General features: G+C 69.1%; 13 protein-coding genes. 2 read left to right on the top strand and 11 right to left on the bottom strand.

The features are described 5' to 3' along the window. Positions 1–40 precede the first annotated feature (40 nt). Both BLT23_RS04850 and BLT23_RS04845 read right to left on the bottom strand, forming a co-directional pair. The gene (locus tag BLT23_RS04850; RefSeq protein WP_143035820.1) at positions 41–628 is read right to left on the bottom strand and encodes a DUF3558 domain-containing protein; all 588 of its coding nucleotides are present in this window, start codon (positions 626–628) and stop codon (positions 41–43) included. A gap of 2 nt (positions 629–630) precedes the next feature. After that, on the bottom strand, positions 631–1,080 hold the full coding sequence (locus tag BLT23_RS04845) for a hypothetical protein (RefSeq protein WP_090046073.1): 450 nt from the start codon (positions 1,078–1,080) through the stop codon (positions 631–633). A 178-nt stretch (positions 1,081–1,258) separates the two neighbouring features. On the opposite strand from BLT23_RS04845, the gene BLT23_RS04840 reads away from it, so the two are divergent. Then, positions 1,259–2,107: an AraC family transcriptional regulator gene (locus BLT23_RS04840; protein ID WP_218133653.1), complete on the top strand. Its 849-nt coding sequence runs from the start codon at positions 1,259–1,261 to the stop codon at positions 2,105–2,107. On the opposite strand, the gene BLT23_RS04835 is transcribed toward BLT23_RS04840, so the two are convergent. The 4 genes from BLT23_RS04835 to BLT23_RS04820 are packed head-to-tail and all read right to left on the bottom strand — an operon-like array spanning position 2,108 to position 7,145. Then, entirely contained in the window at positions 2,108–3,016 is a 909-nt protein-coding gene (locus BLT23_RS04835; protein ID WP_090046069.1) for an ADP-ribosylglycohydrolase family protein, read from the bottom strand. Next, positions 3,013–4,269: a phosphoribosylamine--glycine ligase gene (purD, locus tag BLT23_RS04830; RefSeq protein ID WP_090046067.1), complete on the bottom strand. Its 1,257-nt coding sequence runs from the start codon at positions 4,267–4,269 to the stop codon at positions 3,013–3,015. The genes BLT23_RS04835 and purD overlap by 4 nt, the downstream gene beginning before the upstream one ends. Before the next feature lie 16 nt (positions 4,270–4,285). Then, the gene (locus BLT23_RS04825) at positions 4,286–5,266 is read right to left on the bottom strand and encodes a TAXI family TRAP transporter solute-binding subunit (RefSeq protein WP_090046838.1); all 981 of its coding nucleotides are present in this window, start codon (positions 5,264–5,266) and stop codon (positions 4,286–4,288) included. After that, the gene (locus BLT23_RS04820) at positions 5,250–7,145 is read right to left on the bottom strand and encodes a TRAP transporter permease (protein WP_090046839.1); all 1,896 of its coding nucleotides are present in this window, start codon (positions 7,143–7,145) and stop codon (positions 5,250–5,252) included. The genes BLT23_RS04825 and BLT23_RS04820 overlap by 17 nt, the downstream gene beginning before the upstream one ends. 264 nt (positions 7,146–7,409) lie before the next feature. Here BLT23_RS04820 and BLT23_RS04815 point away from each other — a divergent pair, with 264 nt between their 5' ends. Continuing rightward, positions 7,410–8,492 carry a glycerophosphodiester phosphodiesterase gene (locus BLT23_RS04815; protein WP_090046065.1) on the top strand — a complete coding sequence of 361 codons (1,083 nt, stop codon included), beginning with the start codon at positions 7,410–7,412 and terminating at the stop codon, positions 8,490–8,492. 6 nt (positions 8,493–8,498) lie between these two features. Here the strand turns inward: BLT23_RS04815 and BLT23_RS04810 are convergent, their stop codons facing one another. The 5 genes from BLT23_RS04810 to BLT23_RS04790 form a co-directional block, all read right to left on the bottom strand. After that, positions 8,499–9,623, bottom strand: coding sequence for an LLM class flavin-dependent oxidoreductase (locus BLT23_RS04810; protein WP_090046064.1), 1,125 nt, complete (start codon positions 9,621–9,623; stop codon positions 8,499–8,501). Then, complete coding sequence (locus tag BLT23_RS04805; protein ID WP_425434344.1) at positions 9,620–10,588, bottom strand: ABC transporter substrate-binding protein; 969 nt, start codon at positions 10,586–10,588, stop codon at positions 9,620–9,622. Before BLT23_RS04805 ends, BLT23_RS04810 begins: the two co-directional genes overlap by 4 nt. Continuing rightward, positions 10,572–11,273 carry an ABC transporter ATP-binding protein gene (locus BLT23_RS04800; RefSeq protein WP_090046062.1) on the bottom strand — a complete coding sequence of 234 codons (702 nt, stop codon included), beginning with the start codon at positions 11,271–11,273 and terminating at the stop codon, positions 10,572–10,574. The genes BLT23_RS04805 and BLT23_RS04800 overlap by 17 nt, the downstream gene beginning before the upstream one ends. Next, positions 11,258–12,025 (bottom strand): ABC transporter permease, encoded by a 768-nt coding sequence (locus BLT23_RS04795; RefSeq protein ID WP_245743628.1) that lies wholly within the window; start codon positions 12,023–12,025, stop codon positions 11,258–11,260. The genes BLT23_RS04800 and BLT23_RS04795 overlap by 16 nt, the downstream gene beginning before the upstream one ends. An 83-nt stretch (positions 12,026–12,108) precedes the next feature. Beyond that, a complete protein-coding gene (locus BLT23_RS04790) occupies positions 12,109–13,398 on the bottom strand; it encodes an adenylosuccinate synthase (RefSeq protein ID WP_090046061.1) in 1,290 nt (429 codons plus the stop codon). Positions 13,399–13,469: the final 71 nt, after the last annotated feature.

Below are 13,469 nucleotides of genomic sequence, written 5' to 3'. Positions count from 1 at the left end.
TCCAGTCAGTGAGCTGCCGATACGACGACATGGCTCCCCCTCACTTCAATGTCTTGAGCGTCGCGAGCGCGAATCCGGCGGCCTTCTCGGCCTTTCCGCACAAGGTGGCCTGATCTTTTTCCGTGGTGGTGGTCGGGATGTAGCTGACCATGAGCTGCTGACCCTCAGCCACGTCGACGGCCACGGAGCAGTCGAACCCGGACCCACCTTTGAGCTGGATCTCGACAGCACCGTAGTCAGCGACCTTGACAACCTTCGTCTCGACGTTTCCGTCGCCTTCGAGCCAGTAGGAAACGCCCTTGTGCGTGACAGCACCGACCGTGTAACCGAATCCACCGTTGCCGCGGTACTGGCACCCGGAAGATTCCTGTCCTTCGACCAGGTCCATCTTCTTGGGCTCGGCGACGCGCAGATCTATCTGGCTCATCTGATCAGCCGTCAGCAACTTGCAGGCGTCTGCCGCGTCGACCTTCAGGCTGGCCGGTCGCGCAGGCAGACCTCCGGTCGGATCCGTCGCTGTGGAATCCGCCGACGGAGCCGGTGTCGGCTTCCCGGTTTCTCCAGTGGTCGTACAGGCCGACACAGCAACCGCGATGATCATCGCGGTTGCCAGCTTTGAGAAGCGCATCTTCACTCTTTCGGCCTGAACGTCGTCTGGATCTCTTCGTCGGTGAAACCGTACTGCTCCGCAGAAGTCCTCAACTGGTCGGAAAGGCTCTTCAGGCTGTCGACGTACGCCTTGATCCGATTGGCATACGAATCGGAGTGGAAGACGAGCCTGTCGTTCCACGCCTCGACTACATCCCCCGTCACCTTGTCACCGACGAACTTGATGCGAAGTTTCTCCACCCGGTCGAGGTAGAGCTCGTCGAGCATGAGCCACTGGTCGTGGATGACCTTGCCCGCCTGCAGGACCGTGTCCTTCTCGACGTGGAACTTCTGGGTCGACGAAGCGGCAGCGATCTTGTCCATCACCGCCGAGGCGGCCGCGAAGGCGTTGACCGCGCCTGCCACCGCGCCGCCAGCCAGTCCCGCGGCGGCACCGAGAACGGCATCCGCCCCCGCGTTCTCCTGTGTCACGACGTCCTACCCCCGTACGGTCGGTAACGGTTCGGTCCCACTTCGCAGGTTACCAACGCCCGCGTGGTGCACACCTGTGGTTGGACGAACTCCACGTGCTAGTGGTTCCCGGCGGAGGCGACCGGACCGGGCACGGGATGTCGGGTGCGGGGGCTGGTGGGCCCATAGCGTTGGGGTCGTGCTGGAGCGACTCAACGAGGCAATGGCCCGCATCGAGGAGGACCTCGACGGTGAGGTCGACGTCAAGGTGCTCGCGCGGATCGCGGGGACCAGTGAGTACCACTTGCGCCGGTTGTTCAGTGCGTTGGCCGGGGTTCCGCTGAGTGAGTACGTGCGGCGCCGGCGGCTCACCAAGGCGGGCGCCGAGGTCCTCAGTGGACAGGACTCGTTGCTGGACATCGCTGTGCGGTGGGGTTACGGGTCGAACGAGGCGTTCGCCAGGGCGTTCAAGGCGATGCACGGGGTCGGGCCGCAGGAGGCCCGGGCCGGCCGGAAGCCGTTGCGGTCGCAGCAGGTTCTCACGTTCAAGCTGGTTGTCGAAGGGAGTGCGGGCATGGAGTACCGGATTGTGGAGAAGGACGAGCTCCGGGTCGTCGGGCGGGGGACTCGGGTGCCGTTGGTGCACGTCGGGCAGAACCCCGCGATCGTCGAGTTCGTGAAGGGGATCGGGAGGCCGACGCTGGAGCGGATGAAGGAGCTGAGCGACGGGGAGCCGGCCGGGTTGCTGGCGCTCACGTTCAACCAGGAGGGGGTCGAGGAGGGTGATCGGCTCGACTACTTCCAGGGGGTGGTGACGAGCCGGGACGCGCCGGAGGACATGGAGGTCATGACGGTGCCCAAGAACACGTGGGCGGTGTTCACGACCGAGGGTCCGTATCCGGAGACGATCCAGTACATGTGGCGGGACGTCTACACGCAGTGGTTCCCGTCGAACAGCTACCAGAGCGTCGAGGGGCCGTCGATGTTGCGGACGGAGATCGACGGGGACAACGCCAGGGCCGAGCTCTGGATCCCGGTGACCAGCTGATCACCAGGACAGCGCGAGGCGTTCGGTCAGGTCGCGCAGTTCGAGGACGGACAGCCACGACTCGGGGATGACGGCGACGCCGTCGCGGGCGCCGAGGATGTTGCCGCAGATCGACCCCGTGGAGTCGCTGTCGCCGGAGTGGTTCACGGCGCGGCGGACGGCGTCGGGGAAGCTGTCGCCCACCAGGGCGGCGTGCAGGCCGATGGCCAGGGCCTCTTCGCCGACCCAGCCGCCGCCCAGCTCGGACTCGACCTGTTCGGGGGTCAGGGGGCCGAGGCGCGTCGCCTTGTCCAGCAGGGTGGTCTGCTCCTCGTGGCCGTCCCAGCGGACGAGCTCCGCCCTGGCGACGGCCACGGCGGACGGGAGGTCGGCTCCGTCGAGGAGGGCTCGCACGATCGCCGCCAGTACGCCCGCGGACAGGTAGCCGCTGGGGTGGTGGTGCGTCATCTTCGCCGTGCCGACGGCCAGCTCGAAGACCTCGCGGAGGTCGGTCGACCACACCGCGACGGGGGCGGCGCGCATGACGCCGCCGCAGCCCTTCGAGTTGTTCTTCTCGTTGTGCTTCAACGCGGTCAGGCACGTGTGGCCCGGCGCGCGCCGTGAGTGCAGGCGCCGGTCCGACATGAGCCAGCCGTCGTCCTCGACCGGCGGGCCGCCTTGCGTGTGCAGCCAGCGCGCGTAGGCGGCCCGCACGGTCACGAGCGGGTCGAGGCCGCGTTCCCGCGCCAGGAGGAGGCCCTCCAGGGTGAAGAGGACCATCTGGGTGTCGTCGGTGATCTCCAGCACGGGGAGGTCGACGACACCCTCGGGGCCGTGCAGGCGGCGGATGTCGGCGATCGTCGAGAACTCGACCGGTGCGCCGAAGGCGTCACCGACGGCGCCGCCCAGCACGCTCCCGAGGAGGCTCACGGGATCGTGATCTTGCCGTCGACCGCCTTGAGGGCGATGTCGGAACGGTGGTGCGAGCCGGTCAGGTGGATGTCGGCCACCCGCTTGTAGGCACGCTCACGAGCCTTGGCCAGCGACTTGCCGGTGCCCACGACGGACAGCACGCGCCCGCCGGCCGACACGACGGCTCCGTCCTCACGGCGGCGCGTGCCGGCGTGCAGGACGCCTTCGGCGTCGGCGCCGGTGATGACGTCACCGGTGCGCGGGCGGTTCGGGTAGCCCTCGGCCGCGACGACGACGGTCACGGCGTAGCCCTTCTCCCACTCCAGCGCGGGCAGCGAGGACAGCGTCCCGGTCGCCGCGGCCTGGAACAGCGCGGAGATCGGCGACTTCAGCAGCGCCAGCACGGACTGGGTCTCCGGGTCGCCGAAGCGGCAGTTGAACTCGATGACCTGCACGCCGGTGGACGTGAGCGCCAGACCCGCGTACAGCAGGCCGACGAACGGGGTCTCACGGGCGCGCAGCTCGTCGACCACCGGCTGCACGCACCGCGTCACGATCTCCTCGACGAGGCCCTCGGGGGCCCACGGCAGTGGCGCGTAGGCGCCCATGCCGCCGGTGTTGGGGCCGGCGTCGCCGTCGGCCACCCGCTTGAAGTCCTGCGCCGGGATGAGCGGGACGACGGACGTGCCGTCGGTGACGCAGAACAGCGACACCTCCGGTCCGTCCAGGAAGGACTCCAGCAGCACGGGGTGGCCGCCGTCGAGCAGCGTCATCGCGTGGGCACGGGCCGCGGCCAGGTCGGACGTCACGACGACGCCCTTGCCGGCCGCGAGACCGTCGTCCTTCACGACCCAGGTCGGGCCGAACCGCGCGAGGGCGGCGTCCAGGCGGGCCGGGTTGTCGACGACCTCGCTGTGGGCCGTGGGCACCCCCGCCGCGTTCATGACGTCCTTGGCGAACGCCTTGGACCCCTCGATGCAGGCCGCGGCCTTGGACGGCCCGAAGCACGGGATGCCGAGGGCGCGGACGGCGTCGGCGGCCCCGACGACCAGCGGTTGTTCGGGGCCGATGACGACGAGGTCGGCCTTCCACTCCTTCGCGAGGGTGGCGACCGCCGAGGCATCTGCGACGTCTACACCGTAGATCTCGGCGTGTCCCGCGATCCCGGCGTTGCCCGGCGCGCACGCCAAGGCAGTCAGCTGCGGGTCGCGTGACAACGCGAGGACAAGGGCATGCTCACGGGCTCCAGACCCGATGACCAGGACGCGCACGATGACCCAGCGTAGTTCAGCCGAGCGCCTGCTTCGCCCCTGGGTGCAGCGGAACCGGCTCGGTGGCGGTGGCCTTGTCCTTCGCGATGTCCTTCACGGCCGGGTGCACCTTCTCCAGGTCGGTCTTCTTGTCGAAGATCAGCTTGGTGACGGCGCAGGCGTTGTTGGCCGCGAAGTCCTCGCGCACGAGCAGCAGGTTGGGCACCACGATGGTGGACACCTCGGCGACGCCGTAGGTGGAGGCGGGGATCGGCGCCGTGTCGTAGACGGGGCTGATCTTCTTCATCTCCGGCAGCAGCGGGGTGATGTCGATGAGCTTCACCCTGTCCTTCATGGACGTGGTGATGTCGGTGATCTGCGGGGTGGGCAGGCCGCCGGACCAGATGAGGCCGTCGATGCTGCCGTCCTTCATGCCGTCGGCGGTCTTGGTGAGGTCGAGGCGCTGCGCCTGGACGTCGCTGTCGATGTCGAGGCCGGCGGACTTGAGGAGCCTGCCCGCGATGACCTCGGTGCCCGACTTCGGCGAGCCGGTGGAGATCCGCTTGCCCTTCATGTCGGCGACGGAGTTGATCCCGGAGTCGGCCCTGACCAGCACCTGCGTGTAGTTCGGGTAGATGCGGGCGAGCGCGGCGACCTTCTCCTTCTTGTCGAACGCGCCGGTGCCGTTGACCGCGTCCGCGGCGGTGTCGGCCAGGGAGAACGCGATGTCGTAGGTGCCGCTGACGAGCTGCTGGATGTTCTGCACGGACGCGCCGGTCTCCGCCGACGACGCCTTGAGCTTCGAGTTGTCGCTGATCAGCTTGGCCAGGCCGCCGCCGACGACGAAGTAGACGCCGCCGGAGTTGCCGGTGGCGATCGTGATCCGGCCGTCGGACGCCTCGCACGACTCGGTGCCGCCGGACGCGTCGGGCGTGGTGGGCGTGCGTTTGCCGCCACATCCCGACACGACGAGCGCCAGTGCGACCGCACCGATCGCGTACTTACGCAGCTGCTGCATCACGAACCCTCCCACGGGTGACCAGGTGGACCGCCACGGCCACCACGAGGAACGCGGCCCCGATGGCGATCGTCAACGGCTGCAGGTAGAGCAGGAACACCGCGGCCGGCACGCAGAGCAGGCGCTCCGGCCAGCGCGCGGGGCCGAACAACCAGCCGCCCGTCAGCACGGCGAGGGCGGCGACTCCCAGCGCGGACGCTCCGAACGCCCACGCCGAGTCGAGCAACGACCCGCGCAACAGCAGCGCGGACCCGGCGTCCGTGAGGACGAACGCCAGCGGCACGAGGAACGCGGGCAGCGTGTACTTCCACGTCTGCCACATGGTCTTCATCACGTCGCCGCCGGTCAGGGCGGCGGCGGCCACGGCGGCGAGCGCCGTCGGCGGCGTCACCTCGGACAGCACCGCGTAGTAGAAGATGAACATCGCGGTCTCGGCGGGCTCGACGCCCAGCGTGATCAGCGCGGGGCCGATCACGACCCACGAGATGATGAACGACGCCGTCACCGGCACGGCCAGGCCGAGCACGGACACCGCGACGGCCGCGAACACCGCCGTCAGCAGCAACACCGCGGTCTCGGTCGGCGCGAGCGCGGACGCCAGGTCCACCAGCGAGCCCGCAAGCGCTTGCCCCAGGCCGGTCTTGGTGATCGTCGAGGTCACGACACCGGCGGCGGCGCACACCGCGATCACCGGGAACGCCGAGCGCACGCCGGTGGACAGGGCGTCGGCGATCATCTTCGGCCAGTCGCGGCGGTGGTTGAGCAGCGCGAACAGCGCGGCGACACCGGTCGCGTAGACGACGGCCTTGTAGACGGGGATGTCCAGCGCCAGGAACACGATGATGATCCCGAGCGACAGGAAGTGGTACCAGCCGAGCTTGAACACGTCCCAGAACCGCGGCACGTCGATGTCGACGGGCTTGGCGCCGAACCGGCGGGCGTCGGCCTCGACGGCGAGCGCGATGCCGAGGTAGTAGAGCAGCGTCGGGACGACCGCCCAGATCAGCACTTCGAGGTAGGAGACCTGGAGGTACTCGGCGATGATGAACGCCGCCGCGCCCAGGGTGGGCGGCGAGAGGATCGCGCCGATGCCGGACGCGGCGAGCAGGCCGCCCGCGTTCTCCTTGGGGTACCCGGCCTTCTGCAGCATCGGCCACGTCACGGCGCCCAGCGACACGGTCGTCGCCGTGCCGGAGCCGGAGACGGTGCCGAGCAGGAAGCCCGCGGTCGCCGCCGTGCGTCCGGGCGCGGTCCGCGACTTGCGGAACGCCGCGAAGCTGACGTCGACGAAGAACTTGCCCGCGCCGGAGGCGTTCAGCACCGCGCCGTAGATCGTGAACAGCACGATGTAGGTGGCGGCGACGTCGAGCGGCGTGCCGTAGAACCCGCTGGCGTCGTTGAAGAAACCGTTGATGATCTGCGAGAAGTCGACGCCGGAGTGCGCGATCGACCACGTCTGCGGCAGGAACCCGCCGTAGTAGGCGAAGCCGATGAACGCCACGCAGACGATCGGGAGCACCCAGCCCGTCGTGCGCCGGCATGCCTCCAGGATCAGCACGAGCAGCACCGTGCCCGCCGTGACGTCGAGTGGCGTGAGCTGGCCCTGCCGGTTCAGGAACTCGTCGAAGCCGCCGAACAGCGGGTAGGAGCCGACGGCGAACGCGGCGGCCGCCAGCAGCCAGTCCCACCAGGGCGGCTCGTGTCCCTTGCCGTAGGCGAGGAACACCAGCGGCAGGGTCACCGCCAGGAAGATGATCAGGTAGTACTGGCTTCCCTTGGCGAACGGGAAGAACACCTGCTTCAGCACGAGGAGCCCGATCAGCAGACCGGCGATCCACAGCGCCCGCTCCCACCGGGGTGAGAGCGAGCGCGACGGCATCTCCTCGTCGTGCTCCGCGACGATGCGGGCGAGGTCCGGGTTGGCCACGTTCGCACCGTACTGTGGGGGCGATCACAGCCCTAGCGGATCAATCCAAAGGGACTGCAAAGACTCTTCCCCGAGGTCAGGGCCCGGATGTGTCCACATGACACCGAATCGGGGCTCGGACGGCTCCGAGACCGCCCTGTTCGTTGAGCAACCGTTCAACTGCATTTCGTGTTGCGATGCTTGGGTGCGCTTCCAACCGAAACGGGAGGTCGAACGATGAAACGGAGTGGTCTCGCCGCCGTGGTCCTCGTGTTCGCGGGCGCGGTGGTGGCATCCCTGCCCTCCGCGTCGGCACACGACGAGAAGGGCCCGGTCGTGATCGGGCACCGCGGCGCGTCGGCATACCGGCCGGAGCACACGCTCGCGGCCTACGAGCTCGCGGCGCGCATGGGCGCCGACTTCATCGAGCCGGACCTCGTGCCGACCAAGGACGGCAAGCTCGTCGCCCGGCACGAGAACGAGATCGGCGGCACCACCGACGTCGGCGCGAAGCCGGAGTTCGCGGACCGCAGGAAGACGAAGACGATCGACGGCGCCCCTGTCACCGGCTGGTTCACCGAGGACTTCACGCTCGCCGAGCTGAAGACGTTGCGCGCCAAGGAACGCATCCCGGCGATCCGGCCGCGCAACACCCTCTACGACGGCCGCTTCGAGGTGCCGACCTTCCAGGAGGTCATCGACCTGTCGAAGCGGCTGTCCCGCGAGCTGCGCCGCGAGATCGGCATCTACCCGGAGACCAAGCACCCGACGTACTTCCAGTCGATCGGGCTGGCGCTGGAGCCGAAGCTCGTCGACGCGCTGAACCGCAACGGCCTCAACCGGCCGGGCGCGAAGGTGTACGTGCAGTCGTTCGAGGTCGCGAACCTCAAGCAGCTCGACCGGTCGCTGCGCGTGCCGATCGTGCAGCTGGTCAACGGTTCCGGTGCGCCGTACGACTTCGTGAAGGCGGGCGACAAGCGCACCTACGCGGACATGATCACGCCCGCCGGGCTGCGGGAGATCCGGAGCTACGCGGACGGCGTCGGGCTCACCAAGGACGTGATCATCCCCCGTGACGCCAACGGTTTCCTGCAAGCGCCGACTACCGTCGTCAAGGACGCGCACCGGGTCGGCCTGACCGTGCACGCCTGGACGTTCCGCAACGAGAACTCGTTCCTGCCCGCGGACTTCCGGTCCTCGGACGACCCGGCCGCGTACGGCCGGGCCTTCGAGGAGTACGACCTGTTCTTCGCACAGGGCATCGACGGCGTGTTCGCGGACAACCCCGACACCGCGGTGGAAGCCAAGAACAACCGTTAGCCAAGGTCAGGCGTTCGCCAGCGACAGCGTGCGGTCCCCGTCGAGCAGCCCGCGCTGCTTCAGCAGGGGCCGCACGCCCTCGCCGAACCAGTACGCCTCCTCCAGGTGCGGGTAGCCGGAGAGCACGAACTCGTCGATGCCCACCGAGTGGTACTCCTCGACCAGGTCCGCGACCTCGGAGTGCGAGCCGACCAGCGCCGTTCCCGCGCCGCCGCGGACGAGCCCGACGCCCGCCCACAGGTTCGGGTGGATCTCCAGCCCGCGCACGCCGCGGCTCAGGTCACCGCCGTGCAGCGCCACCATCCGTTGCTGTCCCACGGACTGCGACGCGCCCAGCTGGGCCTGCGCCTTCGCCACCGACTCCTGGTCGAGCGCGTCGAGCAGCTTCGCCGCCACGGCCCACGCCTCCGCCGAGGTGTCCCGGCTGATCGTGTGCAGCCGGACGCCGAACCGGATCGGCCGGTCCGTCAGCGCCCGCACCCGCGCGATCTTCTCCGCCACGTCGGCGGGCGGCTCTCCCCAGGTCAGGTAGACGTCCGCGCGGGCAGCCGCCACCGGCAGCGCCGCGTCGGACGAGCCGCCGAAGTAGATCGGCGGCACCGGGTCCGGCGGGGCCAGCAGCGTCGCGTCCCGCACCTGATAGTGCTTGCCGTTGAACGTGTACGGCTCGCCGGTCCAGATGCCGCGCACGACCTGGAGGAACTCGTCGGTGCGCGTGTAGCGCTGGTCGTGGTCGAGCCAGTCGCCGAACCGCCGCTGCTCCACGTTGTCGCCGCCGGTCACGACGTTGAGCAGCAGCCGGCCACGCGAGATCCGCTGGTACGTGGAGGCCATCTGGGCCGCGAGGGTCGGCGACAGCACGCCCGGCCGGAACGCCACGAGGAACTTCAGCGTCCTGGTCTGCGCGATCAGCGCGGCCGTGGTCAGCCACGCGTCCTCGCACCACGTGCCGGTCGGGGTGAGCACGCCGGTGAACCCGACCTGCTCTGCCGTGCGCGCGATCTGCGCCAGGTAGTCGATGTCCGGGTCACGCCGGGCCCCGGCGGCCGGTGCGCGGTTGGCGTGGAAGTGCTCCACGACCGTGCGGCCGTCGCCGGAGGTCGGCAGGAACCAGTGCAGCGTGATGCTCATGCCAGATCTCCCTGGAACCTCGTGTCGACGAACTTCGCGAAGTCGACCTTGCCCGGCAGCGTCTTGTCCTCGGTGAACGCGTCCGCCAGCTCCTGCTCGGACTTGATGAGCTCGTCGTCGATCTTCACCGGCAGGTCGCCGTTGCGGTTCACGGCGGTCAGCGCGACCTCGTACTTCAGCCCGGTCTCCGCCGCCCACGCCTTCGCCCACTCCTCGCGGTGCGTGTCGGCCCACTTCTGCGCCTTGTAGTAGCGGACCAGGTATTCCTTGATCGCCGCGACTTTCCCGTTGTCGTCCAACGCCTTGCGGCCCGCGACCTGGAACCCGTAGCCGTTGGCCTTGCCGCGGCCGTCGGTCAGCACGCGCGCCTTGGCCTCCTGCTGCGCCTGCGCGGTGTAGGGGTCCCAGACCGCCCACGCGTCGACCTTGCCCTGGGCGAACGCCCCGTAGGCGTCGGAGGGCTGGAGGAAGTTCAGCGTCACGTCCTTGGTCGTCAACCCGTTGGCGCGCAACGTGAGCAGCACCTGCCCATGCGCCGAGCTGCCCTTGGCGACGGCGATGTTCTTGCCCTTGAGGTCCGTGACGTTCTGGAGCGGCGAGTTCTCCGGAACGAGGATCGCGTCTGCCTCGACCTCGCCCTTGGACGCACCGACGGCGGCGATCTTGGCGTTCGCGGCGGCGGCGAAGATCGGCGGCGTGTTGCCGACGCCGCCGAGGTCGATCGCCCCGGCGGAGGCGGCTTCGAGCAGCGGCGGACCGGACGTGAACGTCGACCACTCGATCTCGTACGGGAAGTCGTTCAGCAGACCCGCGGCCGTGAGCAGCGCCTTCGCACCGCCCTTCTGGTCGCCGACCTTCAGCACGACCTGGTCGGCGGGCGTGTCCTGCGCGGCGGCCGAACATCCGGTGGTGAACAGGATCGCGGCGAGCAGGGCGAGCAGCTTCCGGTCATGCAGCCGTTTCAACGTCCACTCCCAGATCGGCGAGCACGCGGGTGCGTTGCTCCACAACGGAGGCCCGGCGGCGCGGGCGGGGCAGGTCGACGTGGTGGGTGGCGACGATCCGGCCCCCGTCGAGCACGAGGATGCGGTCGGCCAGCAGCAACGCCTCGTCGACGTCGTGCGTCACGAGCAGCACGGCGGGCCGGTGCCTGGCCCACAGGTCTTCCACCAGGTGGTGCATGGCGAGCCTGGTCAACGCGTCGAGCGCGCCGAACGGCTCGTCGAGCAGCAGCACGTCCGGTTCGCGCACCAGCGCCCGTGCGAGCGAGACGCGTTGCGCCTCACCGCCGGACAGCGTCAGCGGCCACGCGTCGGCGTGGCCGGCGAGCCGCACCTCCTCCAGCGCCTTCAGCGCGACCTCGCGGCCGTCCGGGCGGTGCAGGCCCAGCGCGATGTTGTGCCAGACCTTGCGCCACGGCAGCAGCCGCGGCTGCTGGAACGCGATCGACACCGTTCCGGACACCACCGCCTCACCGGTGACGTCGCGGTCCAGGCCCGCGAGGATGCGCAGCAGCGTCGACTTCCCGCAGCCGCTGCGGCCGAGCAGGGCGACGAACTCGCCCGGCGCGATCTCCAGGTCGATCTCGTCCAGCACCGTCCGCGCGCCGAACGCCTTGCGCAGTCCGCGCACGCTCACCGGGCCCGCCATCGCAGCACTCTCCTCTCCAGAAGGCGCACCAGGGCGTCGGTCGAGAGCCCGAGCAGCGCGTAGACCACCAGGCCGACGACCACGACGTCGGTGCGGAGGAACTCCCTGGCGTTGTTGATCAGGTAGCCCAGGCCGGAGTCGGCGTTGATCTGCTCGCCGACGATCAGCGACAGCCACGCGGTGCCGAGCGCGATCCGCAGGCCGACCAGGGTCTGCGGCACGGCGGAGGGCAGCACGACGTGCACGACGCGTTCGAACCGGCTGTAGCCGAGGGCGCGGGCGGCCTCGACGAGACCGGGGTCGGTCTGCCGGATGCCCGCGTGCAGGTTCAGGTAGAGCGGGAACGCGACACCGGCCGCGACCAGGGCGAGCTTCGGTTCCTCGCCGATGCCGAACCACAGGATGAACAGCGGGATGAGGCCGAGGTGCGGCAGCGTCCGCAGCATCTGCACCGGCGGGTCGAGCAGCGTCTCGCCCCACCGGGAAAGCCCGGAAACGAGTCCGAAGGCGACGCCGACGACGCCGCCGATGAGAAATCCGAAAAAGACGCGACCGAGCGAGACGAGGAATGCGTCGACCAATTGGCCGTCCGCGATCAGCTCACCGGCGGACTGTGCCACGGTGAGCGGCGAGGCCAGTTTCTCCGGCGGGAGAACACCCGTTGAGCTGGCCAGTTGCCACAGCAGCAGTAACGCGACCGGACTGATCCAGCGCGCCTGCAGCACGGGTTTTCGTGCAAGAGAAAGGGCCACGGCGCTGAATTACAGGCGAGCCGTGGCCCTTCGTCAACGACGCCCAAATCGTGAAAACGCGTCGTACTTCGAGATAATCGGGGTCAGCCGAGAACGTCGTGGCGGACGATCGTCTGGTCGCGGCCGGGGCCGACGCCGATCGCGGAGATCCGCGCGCCGCTGATGCTCTCCAGGTGCTCGACGTAGGAGCGGGCGTTCGCGGGCAGCTCCTCGAACGAGCGGCAGTGCGAGATGTCCTCGAACCAGCCCGGCAGCTCCTCGTACACCGGCACGGCGTGGTGCACGTCGGTCTGCGTCATCGGCATCTCGTCGACCCGGCGACCGTCCACTTCGTACCCGACGCAGACCGGCACCTTCTCCAGGCCCGACAGCACGTCCAGCTTGGTGAGGAAGTAGTCGGTGATGCCGTTGACGCGCGAGGCGTAACGGGCGATCACGGCGTCGAACCAGCCGGTGCGGCGCGAACGGCCCGTGGTGACACCGAACTCGCCGCCCTGCTTGCGCAGGAACTCGCCCATGTCGTCGTGCAGCTCCGTCGGGAACGGACCGGAGCCCACGCGGGTCGTGTACGCCTTCAGGATGCCGATCACCGTGGTGATCCGCGTCGGACCGACACCGGAGCCCACGGCCGCGCCACCGGACGTCGGGTTCGACGACGTGACGAACGGGTAGGTGCCGTGGTCGACGTCGAGCAGGGTGCCCTGCGAGCCCTCCAGCAGCACCGTCTCGCCGCGGTCGAGCGCCTGGTTGAGCAGCAGCCGGGTGTCCGCGATGCGGTGCACGAAGTGCTGGCCGCGCTCCAGGACCTGGTCCACGACCTGGTCGGGGTCGAGCGCCTTGCGGTTGTAGATCTTGACCAGCATCTGGTTCTTCAGGTCGAGAGCGGCCTCGACCTTCTGCCGCAGGATCTTCTCGTCCAGCAGGTCCTGCGCGCGGACGCCGACGCGGGCGAGCTTGTCCTGGTAGCACGGGCCGATGCCGCGGCCGGTCGTGCCGATCTTCGACTTGCCCAGGTAGCGCTCGGTCACCTTGTCGATGGCCACGTGGTACGGCATGATCAAGTGCGCGTCGGACGAGATCAGCAGGCTGCTGGTGTCGACGTTCTTCTCCTCGAGACCCGCGAGCTCCTCGAGCAGCACGCCGGGGTCGACCACGACACCGTTGCCGATGACGTTCTTCACACCGGGTGTGAGGATGCCGGACGGGATGAGGTGGAGGGCGAACTTCTGGCCGTCCGGGAGGACCACGGTGTGACCCGCGTTGTTGCCGCCCTGGTAGCGGACGATCCACTGGACACGCTCACCGAGGATGTCGGTGGCCTTGCCCTTGCCCTCATCGCCCCACTGGGCACCGATCAGCACGACGGCCGGCATGTGAAACTCCAAGCGCTTGGACTGGTTCGAGCGAACGCCGGTAAGCGAGGGTAGACCAGGAGATGACCGTG

Origin of the sequence: Lentzea fradiae, from assembly GCF_900100955.1 — a bacterium.
Lineage (GTDB): Bacteria > Actinomycetota > Actinomycetes > Mycobacteriales > Pseudonocardiaceae > Lentzea > Lentzea fradiae.
Note: the sequence above shows the minus strand (reverse complement) of the source record. Positions and strands in the feature narration are given on the sequence as shown.

Coding starts and splice junctions, on each gene's coding strand:
- BLT23_RS04800 (WP_090046062.1), bottom strand. CDS start 11,273: ATGGCGGGCCCGGTGAGCGTGCGCGGACTGCGCAAGGCGTTCGGCGCG.
- BLT23_RS04810 (WP_090046064.1), bottom strand. CDS start 9,623: ATGAGCATCACGCTGCACTGGTTCCTGCCGACCTCCGGCGACGGCCGC.
- BLT23_RS04820 (WP_090046839.1), bottom strand. CDS start 7,145: ATGCCGTCGCGCTCGCTCTCACCCCGGTGGGAGCGGGCGCTGTGGATC.
- BLT23_RS04850 (WP_143035820.1), bottom strand. CDS start 628: ATGCGCTTCTCAAAGCTGGCAACCGCGATGATCATCGCGGTTGCTGTG.
- BLT23_RS04790 (WP_090046061.1), bottom strand. CDS start 13,398: ATGCCGGCCGTCGTGCTGATCGGTGCCCAGTGGGGCGATGAGGGCAAG.
- BLT23_RS04825 (WP_090046838.1), bottom strand. CDS start 5,266: ATGCAGCAGCTGCGTAAGTACGCGATCGGTGCGGTCGCACTGGCGCTC.
- BLT23_RS04815 (WP_090046065.1), top strand. CDS start 7,410: ATGAAACGGAGTGGTCTCGCCGCCGTGGTCCTCGTGTTCGCGGGCGCG.